Origin of the sequence: Serratia sp. Ag1, from assembly GCF_000743355.1 — a bacterium.
Lineage (GTDB): Bacteria > Pseudomonadota > Gammaproteobacteria > Enterobacterales > Enterobacteriaceae > Chania.
The window spans coordinates 1-14,526 of sequence record NZ_JQEI01000029.1 but is presented as its reverse complement, the minus strand read 5'-3'; the positions used below and the strand labels follow the sequence as shown (position 1 = coordinate 14,526).

The window sequence follows — 14,526 nt, the reverse complement described above, 5'->3', positions numbered from 1 at the left end:
AAGATTTATCATCGAAGAAGTTGGTGTTGAGAGTGATCCCTGGCAGAATAGAAAGGGTAGTAATTAAAGAACACAATATAATAGAATGGATATTGCCTTTCAAAGCGAATGATATCTTGAACATCAGGGATATTGAGCAAGGTTTGGAAGTGTTGCAAAGAGGAACTCTTTGCCATAGGCCTGAATGCTTTCCATCATCCACTGCATTGAGATGGTATAGGTGAAGAACCGCACCCCGACATCCTGCAGATCAAAAATCACCACATCGACGTTGGCTAATTTTTCTTCGGAAGGGTGAGCTAATCGTTTGCCATTCGCATCATTGCCGTACAGCGACCAGGCCTGCAGGCCAGTTGCGGGGTCGATATAATCTTTATCGCCAAATCCAGCTTCTTCATTGCCCCGTAGTCCATGTTCTACCGAGAAAAGTGTGGTGACGGTAAAATTATATTGAGCCTGCAATGCAATTAATTGCGACTAATACACATCAACCGATGAAAAAAGCCCCGAGCAATCGGGGCTTTTGGTATTTTACGACAGCTGTGTCTGCTTTTTGTAAATCGCACGGTAATGATTTAACCGCGCAAAGAAGCTATCACTTTGCTCACGGGACATATTGCCTGCCACATCCTGGGCATTAATTTGCCGTCCCTGGAATTCCAAGAATGCTACTGTAGACGCGAGAAAATCCATATTGCTCGTATTTTTCGCATACACATAGCACCTTTCTAAGGTTTCCATCTGACCCCTCCTGAATCTTTCACGCTATACCCTTTATACCCGTCATACTTCAAGTTGCTTGGGTGTTGGCTGCCCTCACTCACCCCAGTCACTGACTCAAGTAAGCTCCTGGGGATTCATTCGGTTGCCGCCTACAAGCTACTCGAATTATTTTGGGTATAGATTGATAGGCTACAGATGCATAGCAACATTCTGCATCTCAACGCTATCGGGTATAAAAGTGTCGTGCCAAAATCAAGATACCAGCGAGCTCGTCAAATGAGCCGCACTATTTGATCAGACGTGAGATATTTAGAACGACAACGTGAGATAAATAACGAGTTAGAGCGAGTTGTAGTGAGTTCTGGTGAATCGAGATTGTAATTCCTTTACACCAGTTGAAACAGAATCACCCCATTGAAACCACCCTTCTGAGTAAACTAGAATCAAGCCCGCAACGACAAAACTCTTTCAAAAGGATGGTTTCAATGACAACCCAAAATAATGACCGAGATAAAGACACTCTAGAATATTCGGAGGCCCCTAAAAGTGAGCCTACTGTAGCGTCAAAAAGCGGCGGTGTCGACGACAAAGCCAGTGCCTCAGAGCCATCTGCACCACTAGACAACGACTAAAGCCTACGCCTTCTTATCGACCTTTTTTCTCCGAATATCCACCCTGGCAATCTGCTCTACTGGAACGTAGGTTGCCATTGCTCCCCAGGACGAATCCACTAGCCCTTCGTATTCTACCCAATCTTTACCCTTGGTTGATTTGCGATGCGTGACATACAGGGTAATGTCGCCCTTGTTCCCCAGCGTAAATGGCCCGTTAGGCCACGCTTCATACTTGCCTGGCAGTCGGCATAACAACCCGGAACCGTCCTTCAGGAAGACATAAATCTCAGTAACTCTGAATTCCGTATGGCCGAACATGGCCTGCCATGCTGAACTCGTGTTGTCAGACCAGGAAATATCGTGGTGGCGCAGGAATTTATACATCCACTTGCGGGCATATTTGCGCCAGAATGCGCCTGAGCCAGCACCAAAGGCCAGCGCAGAGAACGTGGCCAGATACTGCTGAAAGTGACCGACGTCCAGGTGAAGCGTCAGGCTGTAGAACAGCGATGCCAGCAGCCCAAAAACCAGCGTGGAAAACGTGACATCAATGGGCCTGTGATGCTCGTTCAGCCCCACGTTCGCAATGAAATAGCCTATGTAGCCACAAACCAGAGTGACCAGGGTCGCCCAGGGCAGATTCAACAGCGACGCATCAAACATGAGGATTTTCCTTTATAGAGAACTGTGTATGCTGTAAGAATAAAAAAAGCACGGTAAGGGGTCTACCGTGCTTTGAGTAATACAGAGATTTTTGAACGGGCTTTAAAAAGCGTTGCGGGTCGCTATTGGCGACGATTCACTTCTCGTCGTCCGGTTTGTCATCAAATAGCTTGCCCTGCATGCGATCCAGTTCCTCTTTCTTCACCCGTTTCACAACGCTGTAAATCCACTGAACCGAAACATGAAACTGGCTGGCCAGTTCCTGATGGTTGCGGCCATTAAACGCATTAAAGATTTCCCGATCACGGACACCCAGCTTCCAGATCATCCCCATCGGGAAGTAGACGTTTTGCCCACCCCACACCTGCATCATTCTGTTTGCCACAGCCTCTCCTATCTGTTCGGCCAGCGCCGGGTCAATGTCAATAATCTCGCGGATGATCTTGGCGGTGTGTTGCGCCAGTTCAACCAGCAGCTCGGGGCCTTTGCTGCGAAACTGATTATCATCACTCATGATGGCTTCCTCACTGCGCGGTGTTGCCACTGTTTGAGCTTCTCAATGGCGCTGCTGGCCTGCTCTGGCTCAAGCCATTGCAGGCTATCAACACCGGTTTCACGCTTGATCCAACGAGCCAGGGCCTGCTCCGAACGGTCACGAACAATCCCCTGACCGGCCATTTCCAGCCACAAAGCCCGGATTTTCTTCGACTGAGGGCTATCATCCAGGGGGCGCTGTGCTCGCGCCTTCTTCGCAGGGCGAACCTTGAAGCCTTTACCCTTTAGAGATTTAAATACCTTGGTCAGTTGGGGAACGTCCATGTCGCGTGTGGAGGTTTTCCCCGTGAGGGTAAGCAGCATCTGGCTGTAGGTGTCTTTATCCAGCTTGAGTTCGCTACTGGCGATGTGAATAAGCTGGATAAGTTTCTGCTTCGACATAAGCCCTCCTAAAGCCTGCCATGTTTCAGTGAGTCGACAAACAACGGTAGGGCCAGCGGCCACAATAGGAAAATGGCTGACCAGGCCAGTACCAGCTTGATCCCCCGGTAACGTTTGAAGCATCCAGCCTGGCGATGCAGTTCGGCAACAGACCAGCCGATATAACAGAACCAAAACAGACAACTAAAGAAGAAGTCGAAGTTGCAAATTAACCATTCCATTACGCTACCCCTCCGATTTTTCGCTGCTCCTGACCATCCACCGGTTGGTGCAGTTGCACCTGGCGACCTTCCTGATAGCCAGCCCGTCTGGCCTCCACCGCACCTCTGGCGTTACGAGCCTCGCGCCCGTTCAGTTCCTCTGTATGGGTGTACTTTTTCTCCAGCCAACGGCGCGTCAAGTCTTCTTCCCGCGCTGTCATGGCCAGCTTTTCAATTTCGTTGAGAACGGCGATGATCCAGCCCTCGGCGAACTTGTCCCCTCGGCTGGTCTTGGTGGTGGTTTTGAGGCGTTTGTTCTGTGTTTTGATAAAGTTTTGACGGGCTTTCATCAACTGACGCCCCAGCACTTCAAAGGTATAAGACGCCAGAACAGCACGATTCTGAGGGCCGTAAAAGCTGACACGGGTGCTGATGCCAGAAAGCAACAAGGACTGAACAGCAAACGCATCCCTGATGATGGCAAGCAGGCCCAACATATAGGTAGGGGGGCGTGAGCCGCCCACAGGCCAGTAGTCACTGATGCTTTCGCTGATATCACTCAACTCCAGGTCAGACTGGTCGATACCATGGTGTTGCATCAGCTTCTGGGCGCGTTGCAGGGCCACTGCCGCCTCGTGTGGATTGCTGGATTTAGACAAAGCGTACAGCTTCTTCAGCTTGTCCATGATTTTTTCATTGCTCATAGGTCACTCCCAAGCGCTTAGCCAGGCGCTCTAGCTTTTGCTGTTTATGAAAGTCAATCAGGCTTGCCAGACCGTTATGGCGGAACTGTTCGATCATGATCTCCACGTCGGCCATTTCACTGGCCAGACGCCGCTCGAGACCTTGATGGTTCAACAGGCGGTTGGACTCGGCAGCCAGCTCGCTGGCCTCCTCGGCCAGCTTGCATAACTGTTTGTCGTAACCAAACACTTGCAGGGCTTGCCGGTACAGGGCGAGTTTATCCATTGTGGGTCTCCATCGGGGCGAGGTCGCCGGAGGGAAGCGCTGCGGCGTATTGCTGGCTGCAGTGTGGGCAGACCAGGATCAAGTCGACAATCCACTCGCTGAATTCTGGCGTTTGAACCACGTCAGCCTGCTTCAGGTTCAGTTGAGATACGGGCTGTTTGCACTGCGTGCAATGAATAGGCATTGCTGGATCTCCGCTATATTTGATGGTTAAACTGGCTTCCTTACGCTGTTTTCGGCGTGCAGAAGCCCACGGCGTTGAAGCCGAAATAAACGAAAGTTTTATTTAAATTAAATGGCGGCGATATCTAACGGGATATTAATCAATTTCCCTGAGTCGTCTTTTTCACGAAAATTAATATATGTTTTCGATACGGCCACCTGTAATGATTCAGATATGGCGTCCATGGCTTTACTCCAGCGTTCGTCTTCAATCTTGATACGCCGAAGGGACAGGATACGCCCGGTATTGAGTTGGCCTTCCTTATCCACCTGGAAAGCATCGCTGATAAGTGCCCGCAGGTTGGCGTTCGCGCCTTCCGACCACTCGGTGAGGCACTCATCAATCAGGTCTTTGGCAATTTGCAGTTCTGGCCCAAAAGTCAGGGAGTCCTGCACCTTTATGGTGATTTGCTGACGGCCATCAAAGCTGCTGAACGACACATTACCTTTAGCGCCACCACGGGTTCGCCCATACTTCTCGGCAACGAGATCAAGCCAGGCATAACATTCATCAAAGGCACGACGCTTGAACTCACGCAGTTCGACACTTTTGGTCTTTGCCGCCGCGACCTGTTCTTTGACGAAGGAATCCATCGCGAGGTCATAATCAGAAACCTGAGCAACCGGCACCAGTCGGCCTTTACGGTCTGGCATATAGTCATCTTTATTAATGTCTTTCATTTTCTGTATACCTTTTCAGTGTAAACACTCTTTTATTTTGGATTAATTGATTACGTCAAACTCAATATCTTCAGGGTCGTTGATATCTTCAATTTGATCGTCGCATGGTTCGAAGCCGTATTTAATCGCCAACTCTGTAACTTCCTGGTCTATTTCTCTGCTAGATAGGTCGGAATCGCAGATGGTCAGGTAACGCTTGTAATCTGCCTCTTCCATTTCAACAGTTTTGCTATAACGCACCGTCGCAGTTGCTGTAATGTTGATTTTTAATGTGCTCATTTACCGCACCTCCCAGCTAATGCGGCAGTTACAAAGCTGAATTTGATACCTCTCATACTTGCCGCATTCATCCGTGCCATACGCATACTTGACGGCCTCGCCGTTCTCCTGCCTGTTCCGGCAGTTGGCGTCATACTGGACGGTGATGGTGGGCCGGGTATACCCATCCAGTTCAACCCGTTCAACAGTAAATCCCATGGTATTGAGTTGCGTTATTGCCAGGCCAGAAGAGGCAAGCTGTATCTGGATAGGCATGTTGTCACAGGGAATAATTAACCGGTTTCTCATGGTGTCACTCCTTCGAAAACAACCTCTGCCCACCGCCCTGGATGCAATTGGGGGAGCAGCTCTCTGAGATACCACCGGGCCATGAAAGCAGGCTTGGCACGGTAACGGCGTGCCCCACGTCTGTGGGCTAATAATCTGACGTACTGGCGAGGCTCACCACCAAACTCACAATCGGAGAAATCTTCAACAAAGTGCAGATGAACATGCTTCCCTTTGTGCCTCAGTGTCATTCGGTTTGAACGACGCTGTTTCGCTGCGATAGAACGACTCATGGCGCTTTCCTTTATATGCTGCGGATGATATTGGCATCCACAATAGGGATGTCATTTTCTGCGGCCAGATTCATGGCGGCAGTGACCAGGTTACCGATGGCCAGCGGGTAGAGCAGGCTGACGGTCTCGACGGCGCTGTTACCGTTTTTCCGGCGCAGGCTGAGCCGTTCGCGAACGGCGTCCACCGCTGACGGGGCCAACACCTTGTCCATCTCGACGCCTGCACGGGTAAACTTATGGGCCAGAAATGCATCCAGGTGCGCGTCCAGCGGGTCAAGCCTCACCAGTTCGCAACGCTGTACAACCTCGCGAACTTCCTGGCTGCGCTCAGATAACTTCTGCTGCAGTTCGGGCTGGCCAATCAGGATGATGGAAATCAGCTTTTTGAACCCGTCTTCCAGTTCAAAGAAGCGCTTCAGGTGCTTCAGTGTCGGCACTGGCAGGCAGTGGGCTTCTTCAATGATCAGAACGTGGCTATGTCCGACTCTGGCGCTCTCTTTCAAAATGCGGTGCAACTGGCGAAAACGGGCCTCGGGTGCCGATTTAAGGCGCTCCAGCGGGGCGATGGTGCTGAGGATGGCTTCGGCAATACTGGCCGCTTTCAGCGTCTTACCGGTGCGGTCATTGTCTTCCATCGCCAGCACATAGGGTTCAATGACAACAATGGGGGCATGTTCCCGGTTGATGCGGTCAATCAGGTCGCGGCGCAACGTGGATTTGCCTGAGCCTGACTCGCCATGCACTGCAATGAATCCACCGTATTTCGCCGTCTGGTACATGGATTCACGCACGTAGCGGCTTTCCGGCGTCAGAAAAACGTCTTCGGTGCTTTGCATGGCCGCTTCATCAAACGGGTTGCGGAAGATGCCAAAGTGTTTACGGGTGTCAGGAAGCAATACCTGCTTTTTCAGTAACATATTTTCCTCTTTATCGGTCAGGGATGTGTCGGTGATCGTCCTGGTGTCGACTGGCTGCACTGCATCAGCCTGCACCTCGTCAAAACTGCCAGTGGTATCAATACCTTTCTGTGCCAGAAACGCGGTGATGCGCTGGCGAACCGCATCGGCATGCTGCCGTGGCCACTGGTTGTGATTCACAATCTGCGCCAGCGCCGCTTCTGATATCCCGACAGCCACGGCCACCGCACTTTGCGTAAGCTGGTGTGCCTGTAGCTGTTGCTTGAATGCCAGCATGACTCCTCCTGGGTTACTTGCTGTTAACCAACCTGACCACCACATCGGAGGTCAGCGCCATGTATTCAGCGGCCAACGCGTCTACCTGGTCGGCGGGAACGCCATCAGGGAAGCGGGTCGTGATATCGGTATAGAATGTGCTGTTCCAGGTTTTCCCCTGCTGTTTGAACTGTTCACGCAGGGTACGTACCACCTCTACCGGATTTAAAAATTGCTCAATGCGTGGGCCACGCACCTTGGAAGCCTCCCCGCGGACGGGCAGATAGGTCGGCGCGATATCCTCTTCAATATCCTTGAAGGGATTCAGTCGGCCACCGAACGGCAGTGTTCTAGCCTTGAGCGCAGCTTGCGCATCAGCCGCAGAGGTTGTTTCAGTCAGCAGTTGATCCAGCTCTGCCTTGTTACGTTCAAGCAATGTCTGGGGAACTGGGGCAAAAGATTCGCCTATAACGGGTGCATCGATAGGGAAGCCGTTCTCATCCAGCATGATTTCGTCAACCTGATAAAAGCATTCCATGCCGTTGTCATCATGCAGCACGACCCGCGCCACATTCTCTTTGAGGGGGACGACGGTGATCAGCACCGACTCGCCGACGCAAACTAAATCCTGTTCAACCAGTGGGCGCAGGTTATAGCTTTTGCCTTTGAACGGTACGGACATGTCACCCCGAACCTTGCGGCTTTCGGGGGTGGAAACCGCCAATTCCCGGCAAACGTCCAGTGGCGGTGCCTTGACCAGATGGCCACGGATACCCGCCAACCACTTGGCGGTGCGGGTTTCACCATGGCGGCTATGGATATTCTTGCGGTTGAACAGCATGCGCCAGGCACGGGCTTTGTCGTTAAGGTCGTCCAGGTCGTTAACCTGCTGGAAGCTGAGACGCCCTTCGAACTGTCGCTCAATAATGTCACGCGCCTTTTCTACCGACCCGGTTGCACGGGCATTCCGTGCCTTGTGCGGGATCATCCTGACCCCTAGCGATTTACACAGGTTGCCCAGCGTCGGGGCTTTTAACGCCGAACCGGGGTCGGTGAACAGGATTTCAGGAACGCCGTGCAAAATGTCCGCGCCTTCACGCTCCTGCATGGCATTGATGAGAACGCTGGCGAAGTTGGCCGAGGTTTCACCACCAAACTGGTATTCGACATAGATCCACCCGCTGGTGTGGTCGGTGATTTCAAACGACCACACCCGGTCTTTGGCGATGCGGTCAAGGTTGTCAGGCTTGTTTTTGTTGAATTCCGCCTCTGGCATCATGTAGAGGTTGGACTGCCCCAGGCGGATAGCTTTGCTGATTTTCTTGGGGTTTTTCAGGTAGAACAACACGCAGATTGAGGCATCCAACTGCCAGACATGATTGGGGTGACGACTGACCAGGCGAACATGTGGCGCGGCAATTTTCATCTGGGTAGGGTGAAGGCGGTGCTTCAGCAAGGCACGACGCACGGTGTCTTTATGCACGGGCGTGAACTCACCGGTCTCTTGATCTACCAGACCCGCCTGAACCATGCCATTACGGCGACAATCGTCGGTGGCCTGCTCAATGCTGTAAAGCCGTTTGCTGGTCATGCGCGTTGATCCCTTGATAGCTGCCGCGATGGTTTTGACTTCCGCTTCACTGATGATGCTCTTACCGGCATCACTGCGTTTTTTACGTGGCTTGGTGTAAGCCACGGTTTTCAGCTTTTTCAACAGCGTGGACTTGCTGATCTGCAACTCCTCACAGGCTGTTTGATAGATGGCTTCTTTTGCCCCGTGCGGTGCCATCCGGGCTTCCTTGGCAATCTCTACCAGTCGTTCGTTTAGGATGGCGTTCATGGATTAGCGTTCCTCGCTGGAGTCGGTCAGAAAATCAGGCCGCTGGAAATTCTTATCATCCTCGGTGGGGCCGTTGATCCACTCAGGCTCGGTCTGGACAGGCAGTTCAGGCAAATCGAAACGTGAGCGCAGGCACTGGATTTCACGTTCAATATCCAACAGTAGACCGGCCATAAAGCCGGTATGGGGCACACCTCGTGCCAGGGTGTCTTCATCCAGGCGAGCAAAGCCGTCTGTGATGCTGCCCATGGTTTTTCTGACCATTTCTTCAGCCAGGTCAGAGAGTTGCCCACGCAGTTCATTGATCGCTACATCAACAGGAAGACGTTTGAGCTTTTCACGAGTTTCTTTCAGCTCGTTGATTTTCTCGTCTTTTTCCGCCACGGTGCGGCGTTTGGCGTCCAAATCCTCACGGGTTTCACGCAGGGCGGCTTTGAGTTCACGGCTGGTCATGCGGTCGATATCGTCCAGCGTCATGCCAGCGATGGTGCCGCCATCAGCCAGTTCAGCCAGTTCCTCATCGTCCTCAGTCATTAACTCAAAGAGTTTGGTTTTCCCCAAAACGGCAAGCGCTTGCCGTTTTGATTCAAGTTGAGGCGAGTGGTATTTAACGGCAGCTTGCATCATCAAGCGTGCTGTCCGTTCAGCCATGCCTAGCTGTTCTGTGATAATGAGAGAAAAATCGCCATGGGGTTCATTTTCTTTGAGGATAATTAGGCGCTTGCCAGCCTCCAGCATGGCCTCAGCACTTTGCGCCATATAGAACCGGGCCTCATGAACAATACGTTCACGCTCGTAAGGCAAGCCGTCACCAAACTGCGCCATAATCTGCAGGCGATGTTCGGTCATGGCATTCAGGTTAAGTTGCAGGTCTCCTGCCAGTGGTACATCTTCAGCAAGCTGTGTGGTACTGGTGTTTTTTGGCCGAGCCATTTCGTCACTCCTTAGTTACGGCTACCAGCAAGCACGCGCTGGTTCATTTCTGCTATCCGGGCCTGTGTAGAGGCCATTTCGTTGGCAAAGGACTGCGCAATCTGCAACAGCATCATGCCGGGGGCATAGCGCCCCGAGTCCAGGCGCTGGGCCATGCCTTCGTCAACTAGCGTGTTCAAGGCGCGGGTGATATTGGCGGGAGACTCATTCAGCGCCTTGGCCAGTTCCCCATTGGAAATACCGTTGAGTGAATGCCCCTTCAGCGCTTTCATGACGCGCAGAGCACGCTTGATTGATGAGGAGGCGTTGGTCGAAATCGTCATAATCAATGCTTACCCTCTTTTCTACAGGTGAAACGCTGTTACACTTACTGCAAGCATGGGTCATGCTGCGACGGTGCCGGGCTTGAGGCCCAGCTTGACGGCAATCTCGTGGGCCTTGCCGTAGTTGGCCTTGGCTTGGCCGTTAAGCACGCGATAGACCTCGTTGCGTGTATAGCCATTTTCTTTAGCCCAGCGGGTAAAGGTGATGCCGCGCTGGCGGAAAAGGCTTTTTACCTGTTCAGAAGTCATAACTACACTCCGTGGGATAACTGGATGAATAATTTACGAAACCTATTACCCGCACTCAGCGATCAGGCTGAGTACCAGGATGGTCTGAATTGCCTGATTGGTTTTCTGCTGACACGTCTTCAGAACGATGATCGGGAGCAACTGCTCGTTGCGCTGGAGAAAGAGATACAAGCGCAAGGTGAAACGAATCCTGACTCTCCCGTTTTGTGGCCATTTTTACAGCTTGAAGCACAACTTCTATCAGGTCTGGCAATGCCTGCTGAGTCACCGGGATTGCCCAGTGAACTTCGGTGCCGTTTTCCACGCCTGCCTGGTGCGCCTGTACAGCCGTCTGTATCCGGTGTTGCTGGTTCTTATGAAGAGCGTGGTAAATAAGGTTAATGCTCACACGGAACTGCCGTGCCAGTTCCATGTGGTTATTGCCGGTAAACGCCTGATTGATGGCGTCGATGGTGTCCTGTGGCAGCCATAAACCGAAAGGGATATAGACCATCTGGCCACCAAACTCATAAGCCACGCGGCTGGCAACGTCATTGCCAGCCAGTTCAACCAGCCGCCGCATGAGTAGGCCTTTTTGATTGAGCTGTTTTTTCATCTGGTCTGCGGTCATCGTTGTCTCCTTGGTTGATGCAATGATGTTTGGTTTATATGTGATAGATTATTGCTCACAATAATGAGCAAAGCAAGTTGAGATTCATTTTAATGAGCATTGACGTAGGTGAGCGCGTAGCCTTAATTCGCAAGAGAGCTGGTATGAATCAGCGAGACTTTGCTGCCCGTCTCGGTATTTCTAACGGTGGGATAAGTCAGATAGAAAGTGGGAAAGCCATGCCTGGTGGAGATTTTCTATTACGAATACACCAAGAATTTGGTGTCGATTTGACATGGCTGCTCACAGGAATGAGCAATACTGTTCCAAAAGAAGCCCCCGTTGTATCGCCTGAAAAACAAGAGTTAATGGATGCGTTCGATGATATGAGTCCCGAGCAGCGGAGGGCAATTCTTGAGGTGGGCAAAGTCCTCGCGTACCCGAAACCCAGTAAGCTTGTTGGATAAAATCATGTCTGATGCCAAAGATGGGCGGCCTACCACCGCCCTTGGATTAAAAATTGCTGATGATCAGTTCTTTCTTCCGTGTGGCCTTACCCGTGGTTTGCAGGTTGTAGCTAATCCCGACGCTTTGCATCTGGAGACCCTTGAATGCCTGGCGCATCTCAGGGATATCGTTCACCGAAATAATCATGCGCCCCTGCAGTGAGCGTGCCAATGCCGCCATCAGATCGTAGTTCTCCAGGCCGAAGTCCACGCCATAGCCTTCCGTCCCCCAGTATGGCGGGTCGCAGTAGAACAGGGTATGGGGCCGATCATAGCGCCTGATGCAGGTGGCCCAGTCCATGTGCTCGATCAGCGTGCGTGATAACCGCAGGTGCGCCATCGACAGCTCTTCCTCAATGCGCAGCAGGTTGAAACGGGGCGCACTGGTGGTCGATACCCCAAATGTCTGCTCGGCCACCTTGCCGCCGAAGGCTTGTTTTTGCAGGTAGTAGAACCGGGCCGCACGCTGGATATCGGTCAGGGTTTCTTCCGGTGTGACCTGCAGCCACTTATAAATCTGGCGGCTGACCAGCGCCCACTTGAACTGCCGCACAAACTCTTCCAGGTGATGCTTGACCACGCGATACAGGTTCACTAACTCACCGTTAATGTCGTTGATCACCTCGGTCTTGCTGGGGGCCTTCAAAAAGTACAGCGCCGCCGCGCCGCAGAACGGCTCGACATAGCAGGTGTGCTTCGGGAATAACGGCAAGATGTGTTTTGCCAGGCGGCGTTTACCCCCAATCCAGGGAACAATGGGTAAAGATTGGTCTTTCATTCTCTGTAAGCCTTTTTCATAGAGTGAAAATAAGGTAGGCTTTCCACGTCGTCGATGACAGGAAGGGCCTCGGTTGACTCACAGGTGTGTTCTGTGTGTTGACGGCTCGCCGGGTGTTCCACCACCTGGCGGGCCGCTCTTTTTACGGGTCTTGCTGGGGGGGCTTGCCTGATGGCGTTACTCAGCCAGGGGTGTTACCAATCAGAAGGCGCAGTTCCCGAACAACGGTCTGTGGTGTCATCAGTGAGAATAAGGCGATAACGGCTGCATTCACGACCTCATGTTCCTGATAGCGTTCGATGTGGGGCGACATGATAGACATCAACTCGCTGGACAGCGCCTGTCGAGGCGTTGATTCACGTTCCCTCGCTGTTTGCGGTACGTTTGTCTCCCGTGGGCTTAAAGTCCAATTGACGATATCGATCAACGGTTGCAGGTCAGTTTCGCTGTAGGGGTCATGACACGAAATACCTAACCGGTTTAAGAGCGCCTGAATCTGAAGTGGCACTGGTTTATCAACAAGATCATCCACGGTAATGGGTCTTATTTGATAGAGCGCGGCAATTTCCTCAAAGCGCAACGGTGTCGGGCTGCCATTTTTTGCATCGCATTGATGTTCGGCTGGGACTTCAACAGGGGGCATACAGATACGACGGAGCGAATGGCTTTTTTGCGCTTGAGCAGGCTCATCCACCGGATTTACCTCCCTCACCATAAACACGGTACCGCTGCGCGGGTGAGGAAACTCTTCGGTAGTATGTTCTGGTGCGTCAATAATACATCCGCCACCATATTCTCCCCGCAATCTATCAGCAATCATTGATGCAATACGGCTTTTGCCAGTGCCGGGGTAACCGACAACGGTGATGGCGATGGTGGGGTTACGTGTGTCCGTCATGGTAAACATCCTCGTTATGTCTGTTGCCGCCATCATGCTGTCGTCATGCCTTGTTAACTATTAACGCGGTTTAAAATCCCTTCTTCAGCTTTCCCCGCATGCTGTCTCCACTTACTCAAGGAGACAGATCATGAAATTCCTCAAAACGCTATTAACCCCCATTACCACGCTTTTTTCCCATGTTAAACAACTGCGTCTGGGCGGCTGGCTGCTGACCGCTGTATTGCTGCTGGTGCTGATCGCCCTGGTATCACCGCAGCAGTTGCCGGTGGTGATTTACAAGCTATCGCTCATCACCCTCGCCGCCGTGCTCGGCTACTGGCTTGACTGCTCGCTGTTCCCCAAATCACGTCCAGGCCAGTACCTCAAACACGACCCTGTCCTGATGGCAGAAGGCAAGTACCCGGTCAATCCCGGTGATCAACGCGTCTTTGCTGCTGTGTTGATCCGCCGTGCTCTGATTGTGGCGGCGGTCTGTCTCAGCGTTGCGATGGGGCTATAGCGATGAACTGGCCTCAAATCACCTGGATTGTGGCTGTCACGCTCGGTCTGGGAATGTCAATCGCAAAGCACGGTGAACCGCGCACCGGGAAGTTCAGTTTCTGGTGGCAACTGTTCGGCGCAGCGGTCACCGCCTGGTTGCTCTGGAGCGGGGGCTTTTTCTCGCAGGCCCAGGCCGCACAGCCGTCACTGGCGGCAATGCAGCACCGCGACACGCTTATCCGTGCAGCCCGTATTGAATGGGGGTTGTCTGCGCCGGTGGCCGACTTCGCCGCGCAACTTCATCAGGAAAGCGGCTGGCGCCATGATGCTGTCTCGCCTGTCGGTGCGCAGGGGCTGGCGCAGTTTATGCCGTCTACAGCGGACTGGATCAGTCAGGTGATGCCTGCCCTGGCCAGCCGTGAGCCGTTCAACCCGGCCTGGGCCATCCGCGCCCTGGTGAGTTATGACCGCTGGTTGTGGCAGCGCATCCGAGCAGACAACACCTGTGAACGGATGGCCATGACCCTCTCGGCCTATAACGGCGGGCTGGGCTGGGTCATCAAGGACAAAGCGCTGGCGCAGCAAAAAGGGTTGACGCCCACGGTGTGGTTTACCCAGGTCGAAACCGTCAACGCCGGGAGAAGTGCCGCCGCCTGGCGCGAGAACCGGCATTACCCGCGTCGCATCCTGCATGAACTGATGCCCCGCTATCTGACCTGGGGAGGGACGAGCTGTGGATCTTAAATCATTACCCTGGCGCGGCATGCTGATCCTGCTCGGTGTCGCCGTGGTCTTGGGGGGCCTGTATCAGAAAGGCTATCTCCGTGGCCATGAGGACGCCACGCAGGCAGGCAACGCCGCGCTGAGTGAACTTCAGGCCAGGGTTGACTGTAGTGGATCACAAAATC

The 14,526-nt window shown here is 52.7% G+C and carries 23 protein-coding genes and 1 pseudogene; 4 read left to right on the top strand and 20 right to left on the bottom strand.

Annotated elements, in window-relative coordinates; translation table 11 throughout:
• Positions 1 to 23: 23 nt before the first annotated feature.
• Positions 24 to 107, top strand: a pseudogene (locus IV04_RS26850) (hypothetical protein); the annotation flags it as partial.
• A gap of 16 nt (positions 108 to 123) precedes the next feature.
• On the opposite strand, the gene IV04_RS17910 reads toward IV04_RS26850, so the two are convergent.
• The 18 genes from IV04_RS17910 to IV04_RS24755 all read right to left on the bottom strand — a co-directional run bounded on the left by IV04_RS17910 (position 124) and on the right by IV04_RS24755 (position 10,974).
• Positions 124 to 462 (bottom strand): exo-beta-N-acetylmuramidase NamZ domain-containing protein, encoded by a 339-nt coding sequence (locus IV04_RS17910; RefSeq protein ID WP_037441205.1) that lies wholly within the window; start codon positions 460 to 462, stop codon positions 124 to 126.
• Between the two features lie 69 nt (positions 463 to 531).
• Complete coding sequence (locus tag IV04_RS17905; RefSeq protein WP_037404548.1) at positions 532 to 741, bottom strand: hypothetical protein; 210 nt, start codon at positions 739 to 741, stop codon at positions 532 to 534.
• Between the two features lie 617 nt (positions 742 to 1,358).
• Entirely contained in the window at positions 1,359 to 2,000 is a 642-nt protein-coding gene (locus IV04_RS17900; protein WP_037403309.1) for a hypothetical protein, read from the bottom strand.
• Positions 2,001 to 2,136: 136 nt separating this feature from the next.
• Positions 2,137 to 2,514 carry a Mor transcription activator family protein gene (locus tag IV04_RS17895; RefSeq protein ID WP_037403308.1) on the bottom strand — a complete coding sequence of 126 codons (378 nt, stop codon included), beginning with the start codon at positions 2,512 to 2,514 and terminating at the stop codon, positions 2,137 to 2,139.
• The gene (locus IV04_RS17890; protein WP_037403307.1) at positions 2,511 to 2,936 is read right to left on the bottom strand and encodes a gp16 family protein; all 426 of its coding nucleotides are present in this window, start codon (positions 2,934 to 2,936) and stop codon (positions 2,511 to 2,513) included. The genes IV04_RS17895 and IV04_RS17890 overlap by 4 nt, the downstream gene beginning before the upstream one ends.
• A gap of 8 nt (positions 2,937 to 2,944) precedes the next feature.
• On the bottom strand, positions 2,945 to 3,157 hold the full coding sequence (locus IV04_RS17885) for a hypothetical protein (RefSeq protein ID WP_037403305.1): 213 nt from the start codon (positions 3,155 to 3,157) through the stop codon (positions 2,945 to 2,947).
• Complete coding sequence (locus IV04_RS17880; RefSeq protein WP_037403304.1) at positions 3,157 to 3,840, bottom strand: DUF2786 domain-containing protein; 684 nt, start codon at positions 3,838 to 3,840, stop codon at positions 3,157 to 3,159. The genes IV04_RS17885 and IV04_RS17880 overlap by 1 nt, the downstream gene beginning before the upstream one ends.
• Positions 3,830 to 4,105, bottom strand: a complete 276-nt coding sequence (locus IV04_RS17875) for a hypothetical protein (RefSeq protein WP_037403302.1) — start codon at positions 4,103 to 4,105, stop codon at positions 3,830 to 3,832. Before IV04_RS17875 ends, IV04_RS17880 begins: the two co-directional genes overlap by 11 nt.
• Complete coding sequence (locus IV04_RS17870; RefSeq protein WP_037403300.1) at positions 4,098 to 4,289, bottom strand: hypothetical protein; 192 nt, start codon at positions 4,287 to 4,289, stop codon at positions 4,098 to 4,100. The genes IV04_RS17875 and IV04_RS17870 overlap by 8 nt, the downstream gene beginning before the upstream one ends.
• Before the next feature lie 107 nt (positions 4,290 to 4,396).
• Positions 4,397 to 5,008: a DUF3164 family protein gene (locus IV04_RS17865; protein ID WP_037403299.1), complete on the bottom strand. Its 612-nt coding sequence runs from the start codon at positions 5,006 to 5,008 to the stop codon at positions 4,397 to 4,399.
• 42 nt (positions 5,009 to 5,050) lie between these two features.
• The gene (locus tag IV04_RS17860) at positions 5,051 to 5,287 is read right to left on the bottom strand and encodes a hypothetical protein (RefSeq protein WP_037403298.1); all 237 of its coding nucleotides are present in this window, start codon (positions 5,285 to 5,287) and stop codon (positions 5,051 to 5,053) included.
• The gene (locus IV04_RS17855; RefSeq protein ID WP_051916858.1) at positions 5,288 to 5,575 is read right to left on the bottom strand and encodes a hypothetical protein; all 288 of its coding nucleotides are present in this window, start codon (positions 5,573 to 5,575) and stop codon (positions 5,288 to 5,290) included.
• Positions 5,576 to 5,858: 283 nt separating this feature from the next.
• The gene (locus IV04_RS17845; protein WP_037403295.1) at positions 5,859 to 7,040 is read right to left on the bottom strand and encodes an ExeA family protein; all 1,182 of its coding nucleotides are present in this window, start codon (positions 7,038 to 7,040) and stop codon (positions 5,859 to 5,861) included.
• A 13-nt stretch (positions 7,041 to 7,053) separates the two neighbouring features.
• On the bottom strand, positions 7,054 to 8,859 hold the full coding sequence (locus IV04_RS17840; RefSeq protein ID WP_037403293.1) for a DDE-type integrase/transposase/recombinase: 1,806 nt from the start codon (positions 8,857 to 8,859) through the stop codon (positions 7,054 to 7,056).
• 3 nt (positions 8,860 to 8,862) lie between these two features.
• The gene (locus tag IV04_RS17835; protein ID WP_037403292.1) at positions 8,863 to 9,792 is read right to left on the bottom strand and encodes a DUF3102 domain-containing protein; all 930 of its coding nucleotides are present in this window, start codon (positions 9,790 to 9,792) and stop codon (positions 8,863 to 8,865) included.
• An 11-nt stretch (positions 9,793 to 9,803) separates the two neighbouring features.
• Positions 9,804 to 10,115: a helix-turn-helix domain-containing protein gene (locus IV04_RS17830; protein WP_037403291.1), complete on the bottom strand. Its 312-nt coding sequence runs from the start codon at positions 10,113 to 10,115 to the stop codon at positions 9,804 to 9,806.
• A 60-nt stretch (positions 10,116 to 10,175) separates the two neighbouring features.
• The gene (locus IV04_RS17825) at positions 10,176 to 10,364 is read right to left on the bottom strand and encodes a DNA-binding protein (protein ID WP_037403289.1); all 189 of its coding nucleotides are present in this window, start codon (positions 10,362 to 10,364) and stop codon (positions 10,176 to 10,178) included.
• A gap of 55 nt (positions 10,365 to 10,419) precedes the next feature.
• Positions 10,420 to 10,974 (bottom strand): Mor transcription activator family protein, encoded by a 555-nt coding sequence (locus IV04_RS24755; protein ID WP_051916857.1) that lies wholly within the window; start codon positions 10,972 to 10,974, stop codon positions 10,420 to 10,422.
• 92 nt (positions 10,975 to 11,066) lie between these two features.
• Here IV04_RS24755 and IV04_RS17815 point away from each other — a divergent pair, with 92 nt between their 5' ends.
• Entirely contained in the window at positions 11,067 to 11,420 is a 354-nt protein-coding gene (locus IV04_RS17815) for a helix-turn-helix domain-containing protein (RefSeq protein WP_037403287.1), read from the top strand.
• A 46-nt stretch (positions 11,421 to 11,466) separates the two neighbouring features.
• On the opposite strand, the gene IV04_RS17810 is transcribed toward IV04_RS17815, so the two are convergent.
• Positions 11,467 to 12,237, bottom strand: coding sequence for a DNA adenine methylase (locus IV04_RS17810; protein ID WP_037403286.1), 771 nt, complete (start codon positions 12,235 to 12,237; stop codon positions 11,467 to 11,469).
• 181 nt (positions 12,238 to 12,418) lie between these two features.
• Positions 12,419 to 13,135, bottom strand: a complete 717-nt coding sequence (locus IV04_RS17805) for an ATP-binding protein (protein WP_037403285.1) — start codon at positions 13,133 to 13,135, stop codon at positions 12,419 to 12,421.
• 130 nt (positions 13,136 to 13,265) lie between these two features.
• Between IV04_RS17805 and IV04_RS17800 the strand changes: the two genes are divergently transcribed.
• Together IV04_RS17800 and IV04_RS17795 are read left to right on the top strand one after the other, a co-directional pair.
• Positions 13,266 to 13,637, top strand: a complete 372-nt coding sequence (locus IV04_RS17800; protein ID WP_037403284.1) for a putative holin — start codon at positions 13,266 to 13,268, stop codon at positions 13,635 to 13,637.
• 2 nt (positions 13,638 to 13,639) lie between these two features.
• Positions 13,640 to 14,362 (top strand): transglycosylase SLT domain-containing protein, encoded by a 723-nt coding sequence (locus IV04_RS17795; protein WP_037403282.1) that lies wholly within the window; start codon positions 13,640 to 13,642, stop codon positions 14,360 to 14,362.
• Positions 14,363 to 14,526 lie beyond the last annotated feature (164 nt).